Source organism: Nocardioides koreensis (assembly GCF_039531775.1).
Lineage (GTDB): Bacteria > Actinomycetota > Actinomycetes > Propionibacteriales > Nocardioidaceae > Nocardioides > Nocardioides koreensis.
Genome location: NZ_BAAAQR010000003.1, coordinates 174825 through 191855, shown reverse-complemented (window position 1 = coordinate 191855; position 17031 = coordinate 174825). Strand labels below are relative to the sequence as shown.

At 72.1% G+C, this 17031-nt stretch carries 17 protein-coding genes; 12 read left to right on the top strand and 5 right to left on the bottom strand.

Features of this window, described 5'->3' with window-relative positions:
* Together ABD268_RS07195 and ABD268_RS07190 are read right to left on the bottom strand one after the other, a co-directional pair.
* On the bottom strand, positions 1-1350 hold the full coding sequence (locus tag ABD268_RS07195; RefSeq protein WP_344149542.1) for an ABC1 kinase family protein: 1350 nt from the start codon (positions 1348-1350) through the stop codon (positions 1-3).
* 113 nt (positions 1351-1463) lie between these two features.
* Positions 1464-1856, bottom strand: coding sequence for a hypothetical protein (locus ABD268_RS07190; RefSeq protein ID WP_344149540.1), 393 nt, complete (start codon positions 1854-1856; stop codon positions 1464-1466).
* Between the two features lie 187 nt (positions 1857-2043).
* Here ABD268_RS07190 and ABD268_RS07185 point away from each other — a divergent pair, with 187 nt between their 5' ends.
* Positions 2044-3078 (top strand): zinc-dependent alcohol dehydrogenase family protein, encoded by a 1035-nt coding sequence (locus ABD268_RS07185; protein ID WP_344149538.1) that lies wholly within the window; start codon positions 2044-2046, stop codon positions 3076-3078.
* A 68-nt stretch (positions 3079-3146) separates the two neighbouring features.
* On the opposite strand, the gene ABD268_RS07180 is transcribed toward ABD268_RS07185, so the two are convergent.
* Complete coding sequence (locus ABD268_RS07180; protein ID WP_344149536.1) at positions 3147-3503, bottom strand: YciI family protein; 357 nt, start codon at positions 3501-3503, stop codon at positions 3147-3149.
* Positions 3504-3625: 122 nt separating this feature from the next.
* Here ABD268_RS07180 and ABD268_RS07175 point away from each other — a divergent pair, with 122 nt between their 5' ends.
* The 7 genes from ABD268_RS07175 (at position 3626) to ABD268_RS07145 (ending at position 10287) form a co-directional block, all read left to right on the top strand.
* Entirely contained in the window at positions 3626-4240 is a 615-nt protein-coding gene (locus ABD268_RS07175; RefSeq protein WP_344149534.1) for a GNAT family N-acetyltransferase, read from the top strand.
* Between the two features lie 62 nt (positions 4241-4302).
* The gene (locus ABD268_RS07170) at positions 4303-5268 is read left to right on the top strand and encodes an NAD(P)-dependent alcohol dehydrogenase (RefSeq protein ID WP_344149532.1); all 966 of its coding nucleotides are present in this window, start codon (positions 4303-4305) and stop codon (positions 5266-5268) included.
* Between the two features lie 185 nt (positions 5269-5453).
* Entirely contained in the window at positions 5454-5804 is a 351-nt protein-coding gene (locus tag ABD268_RS07165) for a YciI family protein (protein WP_344149530.1), read from the top strand.
* A gap of 76 nt (positions 5805-5880) precedes the next feature.
* A complete protein-coding gene (locus ABD268_RS07160) occupies positions 5881-7167 on the top strand; it encodes an RNA polymerase sigma factor (RefSeq protein ID WP_344149528.1) in 1287 nt (428 codons plus the stop codon).
* Between the two features lie 120 nt (positions 7168-7287).
* Positions 7288-8106 (top strand): alpha/beta fold hydrolase, encoded by an 819-nt coding sequence (locus tag ABD268_RS07155; protein ID WP_344149526.1) that lies wholly within the window; start codon positions 7288-7290, stop codon positions 8104-8106.
* A gap of 407 nt (positions 8107-8513) precedes the next feature.
* Positions 8514-9008 (top strand): RNA polymerase sigma factor, encoded by a 495-nt coding sequence (locus tag ABD268_RS07150; RefSeq protein ID WP_344149524.1) that lies wholly within the window; start codon positions 8514-8516, stop codon positions 9006-9008.
* Positions 9001-10287 (top strand): hypothetical protein, encoded by a 1287-nt coding sequence (locus tag ABD268_RS07145; protein ID WP_344149522.1) that lies wholly within the window; start codon positions 9001-9003, stop codon positions 10285-10287. The genes ABD268_RS07150 and ABD268_RS07145 overlap by 8 nt, the downstream gene beginning before the upstream one ends.
* Positions 10288-10411: 124 nt before the next feature.
* Here the strand turns inward: ABD268_RS07145 and msrA are convergent, their stop codons facing one another.
* A complete protein-coding gene (gene msrA / locus ABD268_RS07140) occupies positions 10412-11056 on the bottom strand; it encodes a peptide-methionine (S)-S-oxide reductase MsrA (RefSeq protein ID WP_344149869.1) in 645 nt (214 codons plus the stop codon).
* 149 nt (positions 11057-11205) lie between these two features.
* Here msrA and ABD268_RS07135 point away from each other — a divergent pair, with 149 nt between their 5' ends.
* From ABD268_RS07135 to ilvA, 4 genes are read left to right on the top strand one after another with little or no spacing between them, the layout of a single operon-like run.
* Positions 11206-12369: a cystathionine gamma-synthase gene (locus ABD268_RS07135; RefSeq protein WP_344149520.1), complete on the top strand. Its 1164-nt coding sequence runs from the start codon at positions 11206-11208 to the stop codon at positions 12367-12369.
* A 4-nt stretch (positions 12370-12373) separates the two neighbouring features.
* Positions 12374-13756 carry a glutamate mutase L gene (locus tag ABD268_RS07130; RefSeq protein WP_344149518.1) on the top strand — a complete coding sequence of 461 codons (1383 nt, stop codon included), beginning with the start codon at positions 12374-12376 and terminating at the stop codon, positions 13754-13756.
* 9 nt (positions 13757-13765) lie between these two features.
* Positions 13766-15142, top strand: a complete 1377-nt coding sequence (locus ABD268_RS07125; RefSeq protein ID WP_344149516.1) for an AI-2E family transporter — start codon at positions 13766-13768, stop codon at positions 15140-15142.
* Positions 15135-16349 (top strand): threonine ammonia-lyase, encoded by a 1215-nt coding sequence (gene ilvA / locus ABD268_RS07120; RefSeq protein ID WP_344149514.1) that lies wholly within the window; start codon positions 15135-15137, stop codon positions 16347-16349. The genes ABD268_RS07125 and ilvA overlap by 8 nt, the downstream gene beginning before the upstream one ends.
* A gap of 109 nt (positions 16350-16458) precedes the next feature.
* Here ilvA and greA read toward each other — a convergent pair whose 3' ends face one another.
* Complete coding sequence (gene greA / locus ABD268_RS07115) at positions 16459-16968, bottom strand: transcription elongation factor GreA (protein ID WP_344149512.1); 510 nt, start codon at positions 16966-16968, stop codon at positions 16459-16461.
* Positions 16969-17031: the final 63 nt, after the last annotated feature.

Sequence of the window (17031 nt, the reverse complement as noted above, 5' to 3'; positions counted from 1 at the left end):
TCAGGTCGACGAGGCGGCGGGGTCGGCGAAGCCGGGGAGGTACTCCTCCAGGATCGCCCGGAACGGCGCCTCCGCCTCCAGCTGGCTGAGCAGCCCGACGCCGCCGAGCCAGGTGCGGTGGATGAGGAGGTACGCCGGGGGCAGGTTCAGCTTCATCGCGACCGTGTACGACGGCTCCCGTGGGTCGTTGATGCGGGCGAACTGGGCCCGCATCCACTCCCGCGAGAACCGGAACCGCTCGACCTTCGTGGGCTCGATGAAGGGCCCGAGGTACTCCAGCACCAGCTCGGGATCGACCTTCATGCCCTCCTTGATGAAGCCCTCCTGGCGCAGCCCCTCGACCAGCTCGTCCTTCTCCTCGGTCGCGGCGATGCGGATCAGCCGTCCCATCGCCTCGGGCAGCCCGGCGGTGGGCAGCCGGGCGACCGCGCCGTAGTCGAGGACGCCGAGCCGGCCCGGCTCCCCGTCGGGGCCGGGCAGGACCCGGAAGTTCCCGGGGTGCGGGTCGGCGTGCAGCATGCCGGTGCGGACCGGTCCGGAGAACAGGAACCGCACCAGCAGCTCGCCGTAGTGGTCGCGCTCCTCCTGGGTGCCCTCGGCGATGATCGTGGCCAGCGACGCCGGGCTCTCCATCCACTCGGTGACCAGCACGGTCGGACCCACCGCGACCACCTCGGGCACGACGATGTCGGGGTCGTCGGCGAAGGCGTCGTGGAAGGCGGTCTGCGCCTCCGCCTCGAGGTGGTAGTCCAGCTCGTCCTCGGCGCGAGCCTGGAGCTCCTCGACGAGGGGCTTGATCTCCACGCCGGGCACCAGCGTGCCCACGGTGCGGGCCAGCCGGGCCAGCTGGCGGAGGTCGGAGCGCAGCGCCTCGCCCGCGCCGGGGTACTGCACCTTCACGGCGACCTCGCGGCCGTCCTGCCACCGACCCTTGTGCACCTGGCCGATGGAGGCGGCCGCCGCGGGCCCGCCGTCCAGCCACACCAGCTGCTCGCGCCAGTCGGGCCCGAGGTCCCGCTCGATCGCCTCGCGCACGGTCTGGGTCGGCATGGGGGGTGCGGAGTCCTGCAGTCGGGTGAGCTGGTCGCGGTAGGGGCCGGCCACCTCGTCGGGCAGCGCGGCCTCGAGCACCGAGAGCGCCTGGCCGAACTTCATCGCGCCGCCCTTGAGCTCCCCGAGGGTGCGGAACAGCTGCTCGGCGGTGCGCTGCTGGATGTCGCTCATCACCGCCTCGGCGGGCTTGCCGCCGAGGCGCTTGCCGAGCCCGAGCGCGTTGCGGCCGGCGTACCCCAGTGGCAGGGCTGCCAGGCGCGCCGTACGTCGTGCTGCGTTGCGAGGAAGGTCGCTCACCTGTCCATTGTCGGGCATGGGTGGTGATCCCGCGCCCGCCCGGTGGCAGCGGTGGGCCGGGGCCCGGCCCGGGGCCCGGCCCGGCCCTGCCCGGGGCCCGGCCTCGAGCCGGATCAGTGCACGGTGACGGTGATGGTCCTGCGGGCGGTGCTGATCTCGGGGTCCGCGGGATCGCCGATCACCCGGAGCAGCCGCTCGCCCTTCATCTGCAGGCGGATGCCGAGGTTGTAGCGGTTGTCGCGGTTCGTCTCGGTGACCGCTCCCGGCAGCCGCACCCACGCGCCGTTGCGGAAGGTCTTGACGCGGACGGTGGCGGGAACCGTCTCGCCGGAGGACCAGACCGAGCCCTGGAGCCGGAAGAGCTGGCCGGAGGTGGGCGTGGTGTCGGTGGCGTGGACGGTGATCCGGCTGGGTGCGAGGGCCGCGGCCCCGGCCGGCGCGGTGGCCGTCATGGTGGCGGCGATGGCGCCGACGAGGGCCGTGACGCGGCGGGTGCTGGTGTGCATGTCTCCCCCTGACGGGTTGCGGGCGGCTCGTCCGCGGGCCGCCGGTGTCCTGGCCACCACCCTGCGCCGGCGCGCCCACGACCCGACACAGGCTCAGGACCCGGCCCGCTCCGCCGAAGGACCCGCCCCGGCGCCCACGGCGTGGGGTCGGCGGGCAGGATGGGAGCCCGCCACGAAAGGAGCTCCGGTGCGCGCCGTGGTCTTCGACGCCTACGGGCAGCAGCCCCTTGTCCGCTCGGTGCCCGAGCCCGACTGCCCGGCCGGGGCGGTGGTGGTCGCCGTCCGGGCCACCGGGGTGTGCCGCTCGGACTGGCACGCGTGGCGGGGGCACGACCCGGTCTCGCTGCCGCACGTGCCGGGTCACGAGCTCGCCGGCGAGGTCGTCCGGGTCGGCGAGGGGGTGACCCGGGTCGCGGTCGGGGACCGCGTCACCGTGCCGTTCGTCTGCGGCTGCGGGGTGTGCGAGCTGTGCCGGTCCGGCGACGCGCAGGTCTGTCCAGACCAGTACCAACCCGGGTTCAGCGGTCCCGGGTCGTTCGCCGAGCAGGTGATGGTGCCGGCCGCGGACACCAACGTGGTGCGGCTGCCCGACGACCTCGGGTTCGTGGAGGCGGCGGCCCTCGGCTGCCGGTTCGCGACGGCGTTCCGGGCCGTGCAGGCGCACGGGCGCATCAGGCCCGGCCAGTGGCTGGCGGTGTTCGGCTGCGGGGGCGTCGGTCTGTCGGCGGTGGCGGTGGGGCGGGCGCTCGGGGCACGGGTCGTCGCGGTCGACGTCTCCCCGTCCGCCCTGGAGCAGGCGACCCGGCTCGGGAGCGAGGCGGCCGTCGACGCCGGCGACCTCGAGGCGGCCGTCGAGCAGGTCCGCGCCGTGACCGGCGGCGGCGCGCACGTCGGCATCGACGCGATCGGGTCACCCCTGGTCGCTGCCGCGTCCGTGCGGTCGTTGCGCCGACGGGGGCGGCACGTCCAGGTCGGGCTGCTGCTCGGCAAGGACGCGGTGACCGCGCTGCCGATGGACCGCGTGGTCGCCCACGAGCTGGAGGTCCTCGGCTCGCACGGGATGGCCGCGGTGGACTATCCGGCCATGCTCGACCTGGTCGCGAGGGGCATCCTCGATCCCCGGGCCCTGGTGGGCAGGGTCATCGGCCTCGACGAGGCCGGCGCGGCCCTCGCCGCGATGGACCGCCCCGGTCCGCCCGGGCTCACCGTGGTCGAGATCTGAGCCCTGCCGGCCCGGACGGACGCGGTCAGGAAGCCGGGGCGGCCCAGGGGTGACAGGTCGCGACCTCGTCACTGGCCTCCCTGCGGCTTGAACCGGCGTACCTCTTGGGGCCAGCCGCACGCCTCCGCGATCTTGCCGGCCCACATCCTGGCGGTGGCCTCGTCGGCCACGTCCACCACGGTGAGCCCGCCCAAGTACTCCTTGGTCTCGACGAAGGGCCCGTCGGTGAACGTCAGCGTGCCGCTGGTCGCGTCCGCGCTGAAGGCCTCCTCGACCTCCTCCACCAGTCCTCCGGCGAACACGTACTCGCCGGCAGCCTTCATCTCGTCGAGCACCGCCATGGCGAGCGGCCCGCGTCCGCGGAACCACTCCTCGGTGTGGTCGCCCACCCACTGCTGGTTGAAGTAGATGAGGTACTCGGTCATGGCTGCTCCTTGCCTCGGTCGCGGACCCGGTGCCCGCCTCAACCTATTCCACGAACGGCGCCCGGCGGATACGACAACGTGAAGCAAGAATTTTTCACGCCCCGGAAGGCACCATGGCACGCATGCTCCTGCCCACCCCCACGCTGGACACCGCTCGCCTGCGACTGCGCCCCGTGACCGGCGCGGACGCGGACGCCCTCTTCGCGCTGCACAGCAGCGCCTACGTGCTGCGCTACTGGGATGCGCCGCCCTGGAGCGAACCAGCGCGCGCCGAGCGCTTCATCACGGCGTGCCGGCAGATGGCGGAGGAGGGCAGCGGGGCGCGGCTGGCCATCGACCGGGTCTCCGACGGGGCGTTCGTCGGTTGGTGCAGCCTGACCCGGTGGAACCCGGACCACCGCAGCGCGTCGATGGGCTACTGCCTCGGCGACGCGGCATGGGGCCACGGCTACGCGACGGAGGCAGGGCGCGCCGTGCTGCAGTGGGCGTTCGACACGCTGGACCTGAATCGGGTCCAGGCCGAGGCCGACACGCGCAACGTGGCCTCTGCTCGCGTCCTGGAGAAGCTCGGATTCGTGCGTGAAGGGACGCTGCGCGAGGACTGCGTCGTCAACGGCGAGGTGTCGGACTCGTGGGTGTACGGGCTGCTCAGGCGGCAGTGGCGGCCGCTCGACAGCCAGGCGGCGGCCGCGGCGGTTGATGCCTCTCGACCCCGGGTCGGGGACGAAAGACCCTGAGCGTCGGCGGACCGGAGCGGTCACGGTCGAGCACGGAGCCGCTCGTCCGGAAGGACTTCGAGATGAAAGCCATCGTGCAGAACCGCTACGGCGGCGCCGAGGCGCTCAGCTGCGCTGACGTCGCCCGCCCCCTGGTCGGCGACCATGAAGTCGTGGTGCAAGTGGTCGCGGCGGGCGTGGACCGCGGTGCGGTGCACTTCATGACCGGCGAGCCGTACCTGATGCGCCTGGGCACCGGACTGCGCACGCCGAAGGTGAGGGTGCCCGGCGTGAGCTTCGCCGGCCGCGTCGAGGCGGTCGGGTCGCAGGTGACCCGGTTCGCGGTCGGAGACGAGGTGTACGGCGCGGCACGCGGCACCTATGCCGAGTACGTCGCCGCAGCGGAGCGCAAGGTGGCGTCCAAACCCGCGGACCTCAGCTTCGAGGAAGCCGCGGTGCTCCCGTACGCGGCCTTCGCAGCCCTGCAGGCGGTGCGCGACCACGGTCGGGTGCAGCCCGGCGAACAGGTGCTGGTCGTGGGCGCCTCCGGGGCGGTCGGCAGCATCGCGGTGCAGGTCGCCAAGGCGGATGGCGCCGAGGTCACCGGGGTCTGCGGTCCCCGCGACCAGCAGCTGGCCACCGCGATCGGTGCCGACCACGTGATCGACTACAGCCGCGGGGACTTCACCGACGGCAACCAACGCTTCGACGTCATCATCGACGTGTTCGGCCGCACCCCGATCCGTCGGCTGCGCCGCGCGCTGGCCCCGCGCGGCCGGCTGGTGATCACCGGTGGTGAGGGCGACCGGTGGATCGGCGGCACCCAACGCCAGCTCGGCGCGATGCTGCTCTCCCCGTTCGTGGGCCAGACCCTGCGGGCGTTCGTCGCGAAGGAGAACGCCGAGACCCTGCAGGCGGTCAACGACCTCGTCACGGCCGGCAGGCTGCGCCCGGTGCTGGGCCGCAGCTACCCGCTGGTGGAGGCCGCCGACGCAGTCGGTGCACTGGAGGCCGGGGCAGGGTCGGGACGGATCGTCCTCACGGTCTGACAGCGTCCGCAGCAGTCTGGCCCCCGAGGCCGGGCCGCTTCTATCACCGGTACGTCGACAGAAGCTCGATTACTTTTGAGGTCGATGTCGAGCAGCGTGTCGGCTGTTCGACGTACCTGTGAGAGAGCAACTCCCACCAACCAGAAGGACTGATCGAGATGCCACGTTTCATGGGATTCGTGCGGATGGAAGAGGGTTCCGGCGCGCCCCCGCAGGCGCTGTTCGAGGCCATGGACACCTACATCGGTGAGCAGGCCGCCAAGGGCGTCTTCCTCGACGGCGGCGGGCTGTTCGGCACCGAGGACGCGGTCAACTTCGTGGTCCGCAAGGGCGAGACCTCCCGCGTTGACGGGCCCTACGCGGAAGCGAAGGAGGTCGTCGGCGGGTTCGCCATCCTGCAGTACGACACTCTCGAGGAGGCCATCGCCGGCCAGGCGGAGTTCGCCGAGCTGCACGCGAAGTACTGGCCCGAGTGCTCCATGGTCGCCACCCTGCGCCAGATCTCCGAAGCGCCGCCGGAGGCGGCCGACGCCTGACCCGGTCCCGACCGAAGGCCTGACCCGGCCCGGACGCCGCCCCCAGCGGCGGCGTCCGGCCTCGTAGGCTGCGAATGTGCCAGCCGAGACCGCCACCGCCGAGGCCATCACCACCGCGTGGCGGGCGGAGTCGGCCCGACTCGTCGGTGCCCTGACCCGGATGACGCGCGATGTCGAGCTGGCTGAGGACCTCGCGCAGGACGCGCTCCTGGCAGCGCTCGAGCAGTGGCCGACGACTGGTGTGCCCGACAATCCCGCGGCCTGGCTGATGATGACGGCCAAGCGCCGCGGCATCGACCACTTCCGGCGCGCCGACAACCTTCGCCGCAAGACCGAGGAGCTCGGGCACGCCCGCACCGGAGGGGAGGGGGAGCAGATGTCCGACCTCGACGCCCAGGTCGACCACATCGAGGACGACGTCCTGCGGCTCATCTTCCTGTCCTGCCACCCCTCACTGACTCCGGAGTCCAGGGCAGCCCTCACCCTGCGCCTGGTGGGCGGCCTCACCACCCTCGAGATCGCTCGAGGCTTCCTGGCCACCGAGTCGGCCATGGGTCAGCGGATCTCGCGCGCGAAGAAGACTCTTTCCGAGGCCGCTGCAGGCTTCGAGCTGCCGACCGGCGCGGACCGGGACAAGCGCCTCGACGACGTGATGGCCGTGATCTACCTGATCTTCAACGAGGGATACGCGGCCGCTGCCGGCGAGGACTGGATGCGGCCGGACCTGGTGACCGAGGGGATGCGGCTGGCCCGGATGCTGGCCGCCCTCGCCCCCGACGAGCCGGAGGCGCTGGGACTCCAGGCGCTCCTGGAGATCCAGGGCTCCCGGATCAGCGCACGGCTGGACGAGCACGGCGCGCCGGTGCTCCTGGAGGCGCAGGACCGGACACGTTGGGACCAGCTGCTGATCGGGCGCGGGCTGGCCGCGCTCCAGCGGGCCGAGTTGCTCGCAGCGCGCGGGAGACCGGTCGGGAAGTACTTCCTGCAGGCGTCGATCGCCGCGCAGCACGCCCGCGCCAAGCGGGCAGAGGCCACCGACTGGCGCCAGATCGCGATCCTGTACGACGTCCTCGCCGAGGCGGCGCCGGGACCCATCGTCGAGGTCAACCGCGCGGTCGCGCACGGCCGGGCGTTCGGCGCGGGCGCCGGGCTGCGCGTGCTCGACGACCTGGACGCGAACGCGCTCGGCGACTCGCCACTGATGCCGAGCGTGCGCGGCGACCTGCTCGAACGGGCCGGCCTGCACGCCGAGGCAGCCGAGGCTTTCACCGAGGCGGCCGCGCGCACCCGGAACGAGGGCGAGCGCACGGTGCTGCAGCGGCGAGGCGAAGAGAACCTGGCTCGCGCGTCGTCGTCCGACTGAGCGGTATCCGTGCGGGTTCTCACGAGGTACTGCTGACGGTACCGAGGTCCTGACGTACTGGTCCGACACCCGCCACCGTGCGAGAGTGACTTCGAGGCGGTTGGAGGGTCGTGAGCCGCGGTGGACCAGATCGAGGTCGAAGGTCTCCGGGTCGCCTACGAGCGAGCAGGAACCGGGCCGGCGGTCGCGCTCGGGCACGGCTTCGTCGGGGACGGCCGGTCCACGTGGGCCAGACAGATCGAGACGCTGTCGGCCAACTTCACGGTCGTCGCGTGGGACGCTCCCGGTGCGGGAAGCTCGTCCGACCCGCCCGCAGGGTTCCGCGTGGCCGACTATGCAGACTGCTGGGCATCGTTCCTGCGTGCCCTCGGACTCACCCGCGTCCATCTGGTCGGGCTGTCGTTCGGGGGGATCGTGGCGCTGTCCGTGGTGGAGCGACACCCGGCACTTCCCGCCTCGCTGACTCTGGTGGGCGGGTACGCGGGCTGGCGCGGATCCCTCCCCGGAGAGGAGGTCGACGCCCGGCTCCGTACCTGCCTCCGGCTGTCCGAGCTTCCGCCGGAGGACTTCGCCCGCGCCATGCTCCCGTCGATGTTCTCGGCCACAGCACCGGAGGCCGTCGTCGCGAGCTTCCTCCCCAGCGTGCGCAGCTTCAGCCCGGCCGGATTCCGCGCCATGGCACTGGCGTCGGCCGAGGCCGACCTGCGCGATGGGCTGGCGCAGGTCGGCGTCCCCACACTGCTGGTCCACGGCGATCACGACGTCCGGGCGCCGATGAAGACGGCGGAGGAGATCCGTGCAGTCATCCCGTCCTCGCGGCTCGTCGTGCTCCCGGGCGTGGGGCACGTCGCCACGGTCGAGGCGCCGGACGCGGTCAGCCGCGAGCTCGGTGACTTCCTGGCGTCGGTGGACGACGGGAGATGGGACACCGGCCGCTGAGCTGCCGCCGAGCCGTCCCGGAATGCGTCAGGCCAGTCGAGCCGGGCCGCCGTCGCCCGCCGGTCGGCGAAGGCGGCCGTCGTACGTCGGGACGGCGCCGGTCGTCGATGGTGTGGGTGGTCGGCTCGTTCATACCCCCTCCTCGGTCGGTGCGGCTCGTGAGGCGGGCTTCGTCGTTACATGCCCGAGAGGGTGGTCTGGTCCAGGTTGTTGCTGGTCAGGAATGTTCGGGGCGCCGGGAACCGGGCTTCCTTCTCAGGCTTCATCTAGTTGGGGCCACTACACGCATCGGAAATCGCTACGCGCGTGCGGCGAAGCCATTTTTCGCCGGATGAAGAGGGCCGGCACCTTCACCCGCCGGCGCGTCTGCAGAGACAGTAGCGAGAGGACCGGCTGGGAGATGGAGCATGCACGCGTCCGCTGATTTGGAACAGTTGTACGGGGCGACGTACCGGCGTCTGGTCGTGCAGCTCTTCGCGATCTGTGGCGACCTCGCCGACGCCGAGGACGCGGTGCAGGAGGCCTTTGTCACCGCGGTACGCAAGCAGCATGGGCTGGCGGGTGTCAGCAACCCCGAGGGCTGGGTGCGGACGGTCGCGCTCAACCGGCTGCGCAGCGTGTGGCGGCACCGCGCCATCGTGAAGAAGTACCAAGCCGACGTCCCCGGTCCGCAAACGGAACCCGGGGTCACGTCCGACCACGTCGCAATTGTGACCGCACTCGCGCGGCTCGACCCCGACCAACGCCAGGTCGTCGTACTGCATCATCTCGCCGACCTTGCCACCGCAGAGATCGCGGCGGAGCTGGACATTCCCGAGGGGACCGTGAAGTCGCGACTCTCGCGCGGTCGCGACCGCCTGGCCGAGCTCCTGGACGAAAGGGAGGAACCCCGTCATGCCTGAGCTGGACGAGTTGCGCGGGCTCGCCGGCAGGATCCGGCAACCCAGCCTCGAGGCCATCGTGTCGACTGCCCGGCGCCGTCGACGGCGCGCCATGACGACCGCGGTCTCGGTAGGTGCCACGGTCGCTCTCCTGGCGGGCGCCAGCACACTCCTGACCGGCTACGACGACCGCTCAGCTCCTCCGGCGCACGACCCGGCTCCCGGGCCGACAACGCCGGAGAGGATCGTGACCGGCGAAGGCAGTCGCCTGATCCAGGCCGCGACGTCGCTGGACGACCTCGATGTGCGAATCGCGGTCTGGGAGGCCGACTGCCCGGACTGCGAGCCGGGTGCCGGCCGTCCGACGGGGTCCGCGTTGGCGCTGACCACCGACGGGTTCAGCAGTACGACGTACGTCACCAACCCCATTGACCCTCACCCGAAGCCCGGCGAGCTGAGTGAGTACACCGGGCCACGGATCGAGAGCCCGACCCGGGACCTGTTCCTCATCATCGACACCGAGAAGCCCGACGAATGGCTGGTCCGAAGCGACGGCACGATGCAGCGCGTGGAGCGGGTGACGACCAAGCTCGCGCCCACCGACCCACGGCTCTGGTTCCGCTGCCACCCCACCGAGAAGCCGGCGGCGTGGAAGGGGGTCCCCATCATCGACCCTGCGCACCTGTTCCCCTGGTGCGCGCTGGACCCGGACTCGGCCACTGCCTACGAATGGCCCGCTCGTTGGAACGGGTCGGTGCCGCTCCCCGTCGCGGGAGAGGAGCCGTGGGGGATCGACGACCGGTGGCAGCCCACGTTCGCATGGTGGGAGGTCGACGGGCAACGCCTCCGTCGCTTCCTGGCCGACGGCGTGGGGGATGCGCGCGGGAAGGTGTGGAACTTCCCCACCCATGGGCCGCTGTTCTTCACCCGGCTCGATCACGAACCCGAGATCGAGCTCCTGGTGCCGGGCGAGGGCACCGATGCGCAGATCGTCCGCCGAGACGCCCCGGACGCCCCCTTCACGACGCAGTTCGACCTGATGACCGGTACACCCGATGGGGCGCTGCTCGCCGTCCAGACGTCCCCCGAGACCGCGATCTGGCGGGCCGAGGACCTCGACCGCGGCGACTTCGAGCTCGTCGAGGAGTCCGCCACGAACGGTGACACCGAGCTGACCCAGTCGGCCTGGACCCATGAGCCGATCATCGTCGGCGACCGCATCTACGTGATGACGCGGCAGGGGGTGGCGACTTCCGACGACGACGGTCACACCTGGACAGAAATCACCACCTGGCGGTGACCCGCCCGCTTCAGATGTCACCCACTCCGCGCCCTTGCGAGGGCGAGCCCCACGAGGGACTCGGAGCGGTTGGAACGACGCCGGTCCCGTAGCCCACTGCTACGGGACCCGGTCGAGGCGGCAGTCAGGCCGTCTCGGGGAACCTCACCCCGGTGTTGGCGTGGCACCGGTAGCCGTGCGGGTTCTTCGCGAGGTACTGCTGGTGCAGGTCCTCGGCGTAGTAGTACGTCGGGGCCTCGCGGATCTCGGTGGTGATGTCGCCGAGGCGACGCCGCTTCAGCTCGTCGCCGTACACATTCGTCAGCTCACGGGCGACCTGCTCCTGCTCGGGCGTCGTGAAGTAGATCGCCGAGCGGTACTGCGTGCCGACGTCGTTGCCCTGGCGCATGCCCTGGGTGGGGTCGTGCACCTCGAAGAACGTCTTCACCAGGTCGGCGTAGGAGACCTTCGCCGGGTCGTAGACCACCCGCACGGCCTCGGTGTGGTTGGTCCGCCCGCTGCAGACCTCCTCGTACGACGGGTTCGGCGTGGTGCCCCCGGCGTACCCGACCGAGGTCGACCAGACGCCCGGCACCTGCCAGTAGACCTCCTCGGCGCCCCAGAAGCAGCCGAGGCCGAAGAGCGCGACCTCGTACCCCGCGGGGGCGTCGTCGGTCACCAGCGGGGTGCCGAGGACCAGGTGCTTGTCGGCGAGGTGGAACGGGCGCTCGCTGCGGCCGGGCAGGGCCTGGTCGGGGGAGACGAGCTCGGACTTGTGGCGGCTGAAGATGGACACGTCACTCCTCGGGTCTGGGGCGTTCACCAGTCTGCAACAACGAGGCGGCGCTGCTCGTTCCCGCCGGGCGACGTCATCCGGTTCGGTCGCCCCCGCGACCATCTCGTATGACGTCCGCCCGGGAGTCTGGATAGCCTCGGCCCATGACCGAGCAGCAGCACACGGGCAAGTCCGGCTTCGAGACGCGTGCGATCCACGCGGGCTACGAGCCCGATCAGATGACCGGCGCGGTGATCCCGCCCATCTACGCGACCTCGACGTACAAGCAGGACGGCGTCGGCGGGCTGCGCGGCGGCTACGAGTACAGCCGCTCCGCGAACCCCACCCGCACCGCCCTCGAGGGCGCCATCGCGGCGCTGGAGGAGGGGGAGCGGGGCTTCGCGTTCGCCTCCGGCCTGGCGGCCGAGGACACGCTGGTCCGCGCGGTCTGCCGCCCCGGTGACCACGCGGTCATCCCCGACGACGCGTACGGCGGGACCTACCGCCTCTTCGACAAGGTCGAGAAGGTGTGGGGCCTCGAGCACAGCCCGGCGCCGGTCTCCGACGTCGACGCGGTGCGCGCGGCGATCCGGCCGGGCGAGACCAAGCTCGTCTGGGTCGAGACCCCGACCAACCCGCTGCTCAACATCGGCGACATCGAGGCGCTCGCCGCCGTCGCCCACGACGCCGGCGCGCTGCTGGTCGTCGACAACACCTTCGCCTCGCCGTACCTCCAGCAGCCGCTCACCCTGGGCGCCGACGTCGTGCTGCACTCCACGACGAAGTACTGCGGCGGGCACTCCGACGTCGTCGGCGGCGCGCTGGTCGTCCGCGACCTCGAGCTGGCCGAGAAGGTGACCTTCCACCAGAACGCCATGGGCGCGGTGGCGGGTCCGTTCGACAGCTTCCTGACGCACCGCGGCCTCAAGACGCTCGGGGTCCGGATGGATCGGCACTGCGACAACGCCGAGAAGATCGTCGAGTTCCTCGCCGGACACCCGTCGGTCGACCAGGTCATCTACCCCGGGCTCGAGGAGCACCCCGGCCACGCGGTGGCCGCGAAGCAGATGAAGCGCTTCGGCGGCATGGTCTCCTTCCGCGTCAGTGGCGGGGAGTCCCAGGCGCTGGCGGTGTGCGAGAAGGCGGAGGTCTTCACGCTCGGGGAGTCCCTGGGCGGTGTCGAGTCGCTGATCGAGCACCCGGGCCGGATGACCCACGCCAGCGTCGCCGGCACCGACCTCGAGGTGCCCGCCGACCTGGTCCGGCTCAGCGTCGGCATCGAGACCGCCGAGGACCTGATCGCCGACCTCGACCGTGCCCTGTCCTAGGCCGGTGGTCGAGCCTGTCGAGACCGCGGTCTGCGTCGACTTCGGCTCCACCTTCACCAAGGCGGCGTTGGTCGACCTGGCCGAGGGGCGCATCGTCGCCTCCGCGTCGCACCCCACGACGATCCCGGCCCCCGACGGCACCGGTGACGTCCTCGACGGGTACGACGCGTGCCTGGCGTCGCTCGTCGCCGCCGACCCGCGGGCCGCCACGGCCGAGGTGCTGGCCTGCTCCAGCGCCGGCGGCGGCCTGCGGATCGCCGTGGTCGGCAACGAGGAGCTGGTCACCGCGGAGGCCGGCCGCCGGGTCGCGCTGTCCAGCGGCGGCAAGGTCGTCGACGTCGTCGCGACCGCGGGCCGCGGACGGCCCCTCGACCTGACCACCAGCCGGCCCGACGTCGTGCTGCTGACCGGTGGCACCGACGGGGGCAACGCCGAGGCGCTGCTCGACGCCGCCCGGGCGCTGGTCGCAGGGGGCTGGCGCGGGCCGGTCGTGGTGGCCGGCAACGTCGAGGTCCGCGACGAGGTCTCGGAGGTCCTCGGCGCGGTCCCGCACGTGCTGGCCGACAACGTCGTCCCGCGGATCGGGGTGCTCGCGCCCGACTCCGCCCGCGCGGCGATCCGGGAGATGTTCCTGGCCCACGTCATCGGCGGCAAGCACCTCAGCGCGCGCGCCGGCTTCGCCGCGATGGTCCGGGGCGCCACCCCCGACCTGGTGCTCACCGGTGTCGAGCTGCTCGCCCACGGCCTCGACGAGGAGCGCCCCGGCGCGGGCGACGTGGTGGTCGTCGACGTCGGTGGCGCCACCACCGATGTGCACAGCGTCGTCGAGGTCGACCCCGAGGACTCCGGCCTGGCCCGCGAGGTGGTGGCGACCACCCCGGTCACCCGGACCGTGGAGGGCGACCTGGGCATGCGCTGGTCCGCGGTCACCACCGTCGCCGAGGCGGGACTGGACGACCTGGCCGAGGCAGCGGCCCTCCGGCAGCACGACCCGTCGTACCTCCCGGACAGCGAGGCGGAGCGCGACGCCGACGAGGCGATCGCCCGGGCCGCGGTCGGTCTCGCCCTGAGGCGACACGCGGGGCGGTCGCGGGTGGTGGTCAGCCCCGAGGGCCGGGTCGTGGAGCGCTCCGGCAAGGACCTGCGCGAGGTCGACCTGCTGGTCGGCTCCGGCGGGGTGCTGCGCAACGGGCGGGCCGGCATCGCCGGCCGGGTCCTCGCCGGCAGCGTCGGCGCGGACCTCGAGGGTGGCTGGCAGCTCCCGCAGCGGGCCCGGGTCGTGGTGGACACCGACTACGTCCTGGCCGCGGCCGGCCTGCTCGCCGAGCCGCACCCGGTGGCGGCGTACCGGCTGGTGCTGCGCGTGCTCGACACGCCCGGTGGGTAGCCTGTCGCGGTGAGCAACGAGGCCGACGGTCCGGACGACGAGGGCGTCGCCGACCAGGCAGGTCCACCACCGGACGACGAGACGGACAGCGGGGCCCCGGAAGGGCGCCGCCGGCTGCCGATCATGGGACTGCGCAGCCGCACCGAGGACGACGAGGGCATCGCCCAGCGGCTGGCCCACCAGTGGTCGCAGCTGCGCGAGGAACGCCGGGCCGAGCCCGAGCCGATCCAGACCGGGCCGTCCAACTTCACCCGCGCCCAGGTGCCCTGGGGCCTCGACCTCGCCGCCGCCTGGGGCTGGCGGTTCCTGGTCATCGTGGCCGCCGGGTACGTCCTGTTCTGGGCTGTCGGCTTCTTCGCGCTCGTGGTGCTCCCGGTCGTCGTGGCACTGCTCATCACCGCGCTGGTCAGCCCCGTCGTGGACGGCCTGCACCGGATCGGGCTGCCACGTGGACTCGCCTCGATCCTCGTCGTGCTCACCGGCATCGCGTTCGTGGCCGCGCTGCTCACCTTCGCCGGCCAGCAGGTCGCCAACGGCGCCAACGACCTGGCCGACCAGACCGTCAAGGGCCTCGACGAGGTCAAGCACTGGCTCAAGACCGGGCCGCTGCACGCCAGCGACTCCCAGATCAACGACTACATCAGCCGCGCCCAGAAGGCGATCACGCCGTCCACCGACGGCGGGTCCATCCTGGGCCGGGTCACCGAGGTCGGCACCGCGCTGGGCCACGTGCTGGCCGCCTTCTTCATCGTGCTGTTCTCGACGTACTTCTTCCTCGCCGACGGCGAGCGGATCTGGGCGTGGATGGTCCGCCTGGCGCCACGGGCCGGTCGCCGGCACGTGGACAGCTCGGGCCGGGTCGCCTGGATCTCGCTGACCCAGTTCGTCCGGGCGACGGTGATCGTCGCGGCGACCGACGCCATCGGCATCATGATCGTCGCGGCGATCCTCGGGGTGCCGTTCGTGCTCGCGATCGGCGTGCTGGTCTTCCTCGGCGCCTTCATCCCGATGGTCGGCGCCACCGTGGCGGGCACGGTGGCGATCCTCGTCGCGCTCGTCGACCAGGGGCCGATCACCGCGCTGTTCATGCTGGGTGGCGTGATCCTGGTCCAGCAGATCGAGGGCCACGTCCTGCAGCCGTTCCTGATGGGCCGGTGGGTGTCGTTGCACCCGCTGGGTGTCATCATCGCCATCGGCTGCGGCGTCCTGGTCGCCGGTATCCCCGGCGCCCTGGTGGCCGTCCCGCTGGCCGCGGCGGTCAACGCCGTGGTGCAGCACCTCGCCAACTACACCGCCCCGGAGGACGACGCCGAGGAGGAGCTGGACGAGGACTACCGAGAGCTGGGCGAGGAGCCCCCGACGAAGGAGGCCCTGGAACATGAGTGACGTGCCGACGGTGACCCTGGCCGACATCGAGGCCGCGCGCGAGGTGCTGCGCGGGGTCTCGATCCAGACCCCGATGGAGGAGTCGCGCTGGCTCTCGGCGCTGGCCGGCGGACCGGTCAGCCTGAAGTGCGAGAACCTCCAGCGGACCGGCTCGTTCAAGGCCCGGGGCGCCTACGTCCGGATCTCCCGGCTCTCGGAGGAGGAGCGCGCGCACGGCGTGGTCGCGGCGTCGGCCGGCAACCACGCGCAGGGCGTCGCGCTCGCCGCGCAGCTGCTCGGGATCAAGTCGACGGTGTTCATGCCCGAGGGCGCGCCGATCCCGAAGGAGAAGGCCACCCGGGGCTATGGCGCGGACGTCATCTTCCACGGGCGCTACCTCGAGAACGCGCTCGAGGCCGCGCACGCGTTCGCCGCGGAGACCGGCGCGGTCCTGATCCACCCCTTCGACCACACCGACATCGTGGCCGGGCAGGGGACCGTCGGCCTCGAGATCCTCGAGCAGGCACCCGACGTGGAGACCGTGCTGGTCCCCACCGGCGGGGGCGGCCTGCTCGCGGGCATCGCGATCGCGGTGAAGGCGCTGCGCCCCGACGTACGCGTCGTCGGCGTCCAGGCGTCCGGCGCCGCGGCGTGGCCCGGCTCCCTCGCCGAGGGGCACCCGGTGCCGCTGGAGACGATGACGACGATGGCCGACGGGATCGCGGTCGGACGCCCGGGGGACATCACGTTCGCGGCCGTGCGCGACCACGTCGACGAGATCATCACGGTCTCCGAGGACTCGCTGTCCCGCGCCCTGCTGGCGCTGCTGGAGCGGGCCAAGATGGTGGTCGAGCCCGCCGGCGCCGCCGCGGTCGCCGCGATGCTGGACCGGCCCACCGAGTTCCGCACTCCCACCGTCGCGCTGCTCTCCGGCGGCAACATCGACCCGCTGCTGCTCGGCAAGGTGATCCGGCACGGCATGGCCGCCGCGGGTCGCTACCTGAACCTGCGGATCTGCATCCCGGACCTCCCCGGGGGGCTGGCCACGCTGCTGACCGAGGTCGGCAAGGCGGGCGCGAACGTGCTCGAGGTCGTCCACGAGCGCATCTCGCCCTCGCTGCACCTCGACGAGGTCGAGGTGCACCTCCAGCTCGAGACCCGCGGCGAGCCGCACGCCGAGCAGGTCACCACTCGCCTGCGCGAGTGCGGCTACAAGGTCTACCTCTGACGAGTCGGCGCAAGCTCAGGCGCCACATGCAGCGAGTCGGCGCAAGCTCGCGGGAGCTTGCGCCGACTCGACGGCTTTCTCGGCGCAGTCTGCGCCGGCTCGGCGTGGGTCAGCCGGTGAAGGGGACCGCGTCGACGATGACGACCTGCAGCTCCTTGCCGTTCGGCGCCTCGTAGGAGACCGTGTCGCCGACCTTGGCGCCGATGATCGCGGAGCCGAGCGGCGACTGCGGCGAGTAGACCTTGAGCCCGTCGACCGAGTCCTCGATCTCGCGGGCGCCGAGCAGGAACGTCTCGGCCTCGTCGTCGTCGTCGCCGACGAACTTGTAGGTGACCTTCATGCCCGGCTCGACGATGCCGTCGTCGGCGGGGGTCTCGCCGACCTCGGCGCGGCGCAGCATGTCCTCGAGCTGGCGGATGCGGCCCTCGACCTTGCCCTGCTCGTCGCGGGCGGCGTGGTAGCCGCCGTTCTCCTTGAGGTCCCCCTCGTCGCGGGCGGCGCTGATGCGGGCGATGACCTCCTGGCGGATGGGGCCCTTGAGGTTCTCGAGCTCCGTCTGGAGCTTGTCGTAGGCCTCCTGGGTCAGCCAGATGGTGCCCTGCTCGGTCGACTGCGTCATCAGTACTCCTGGGAATACTCGGGTGGTGGCGGGACGGTCCGCCTGAACGGAATGCGGGTTGTC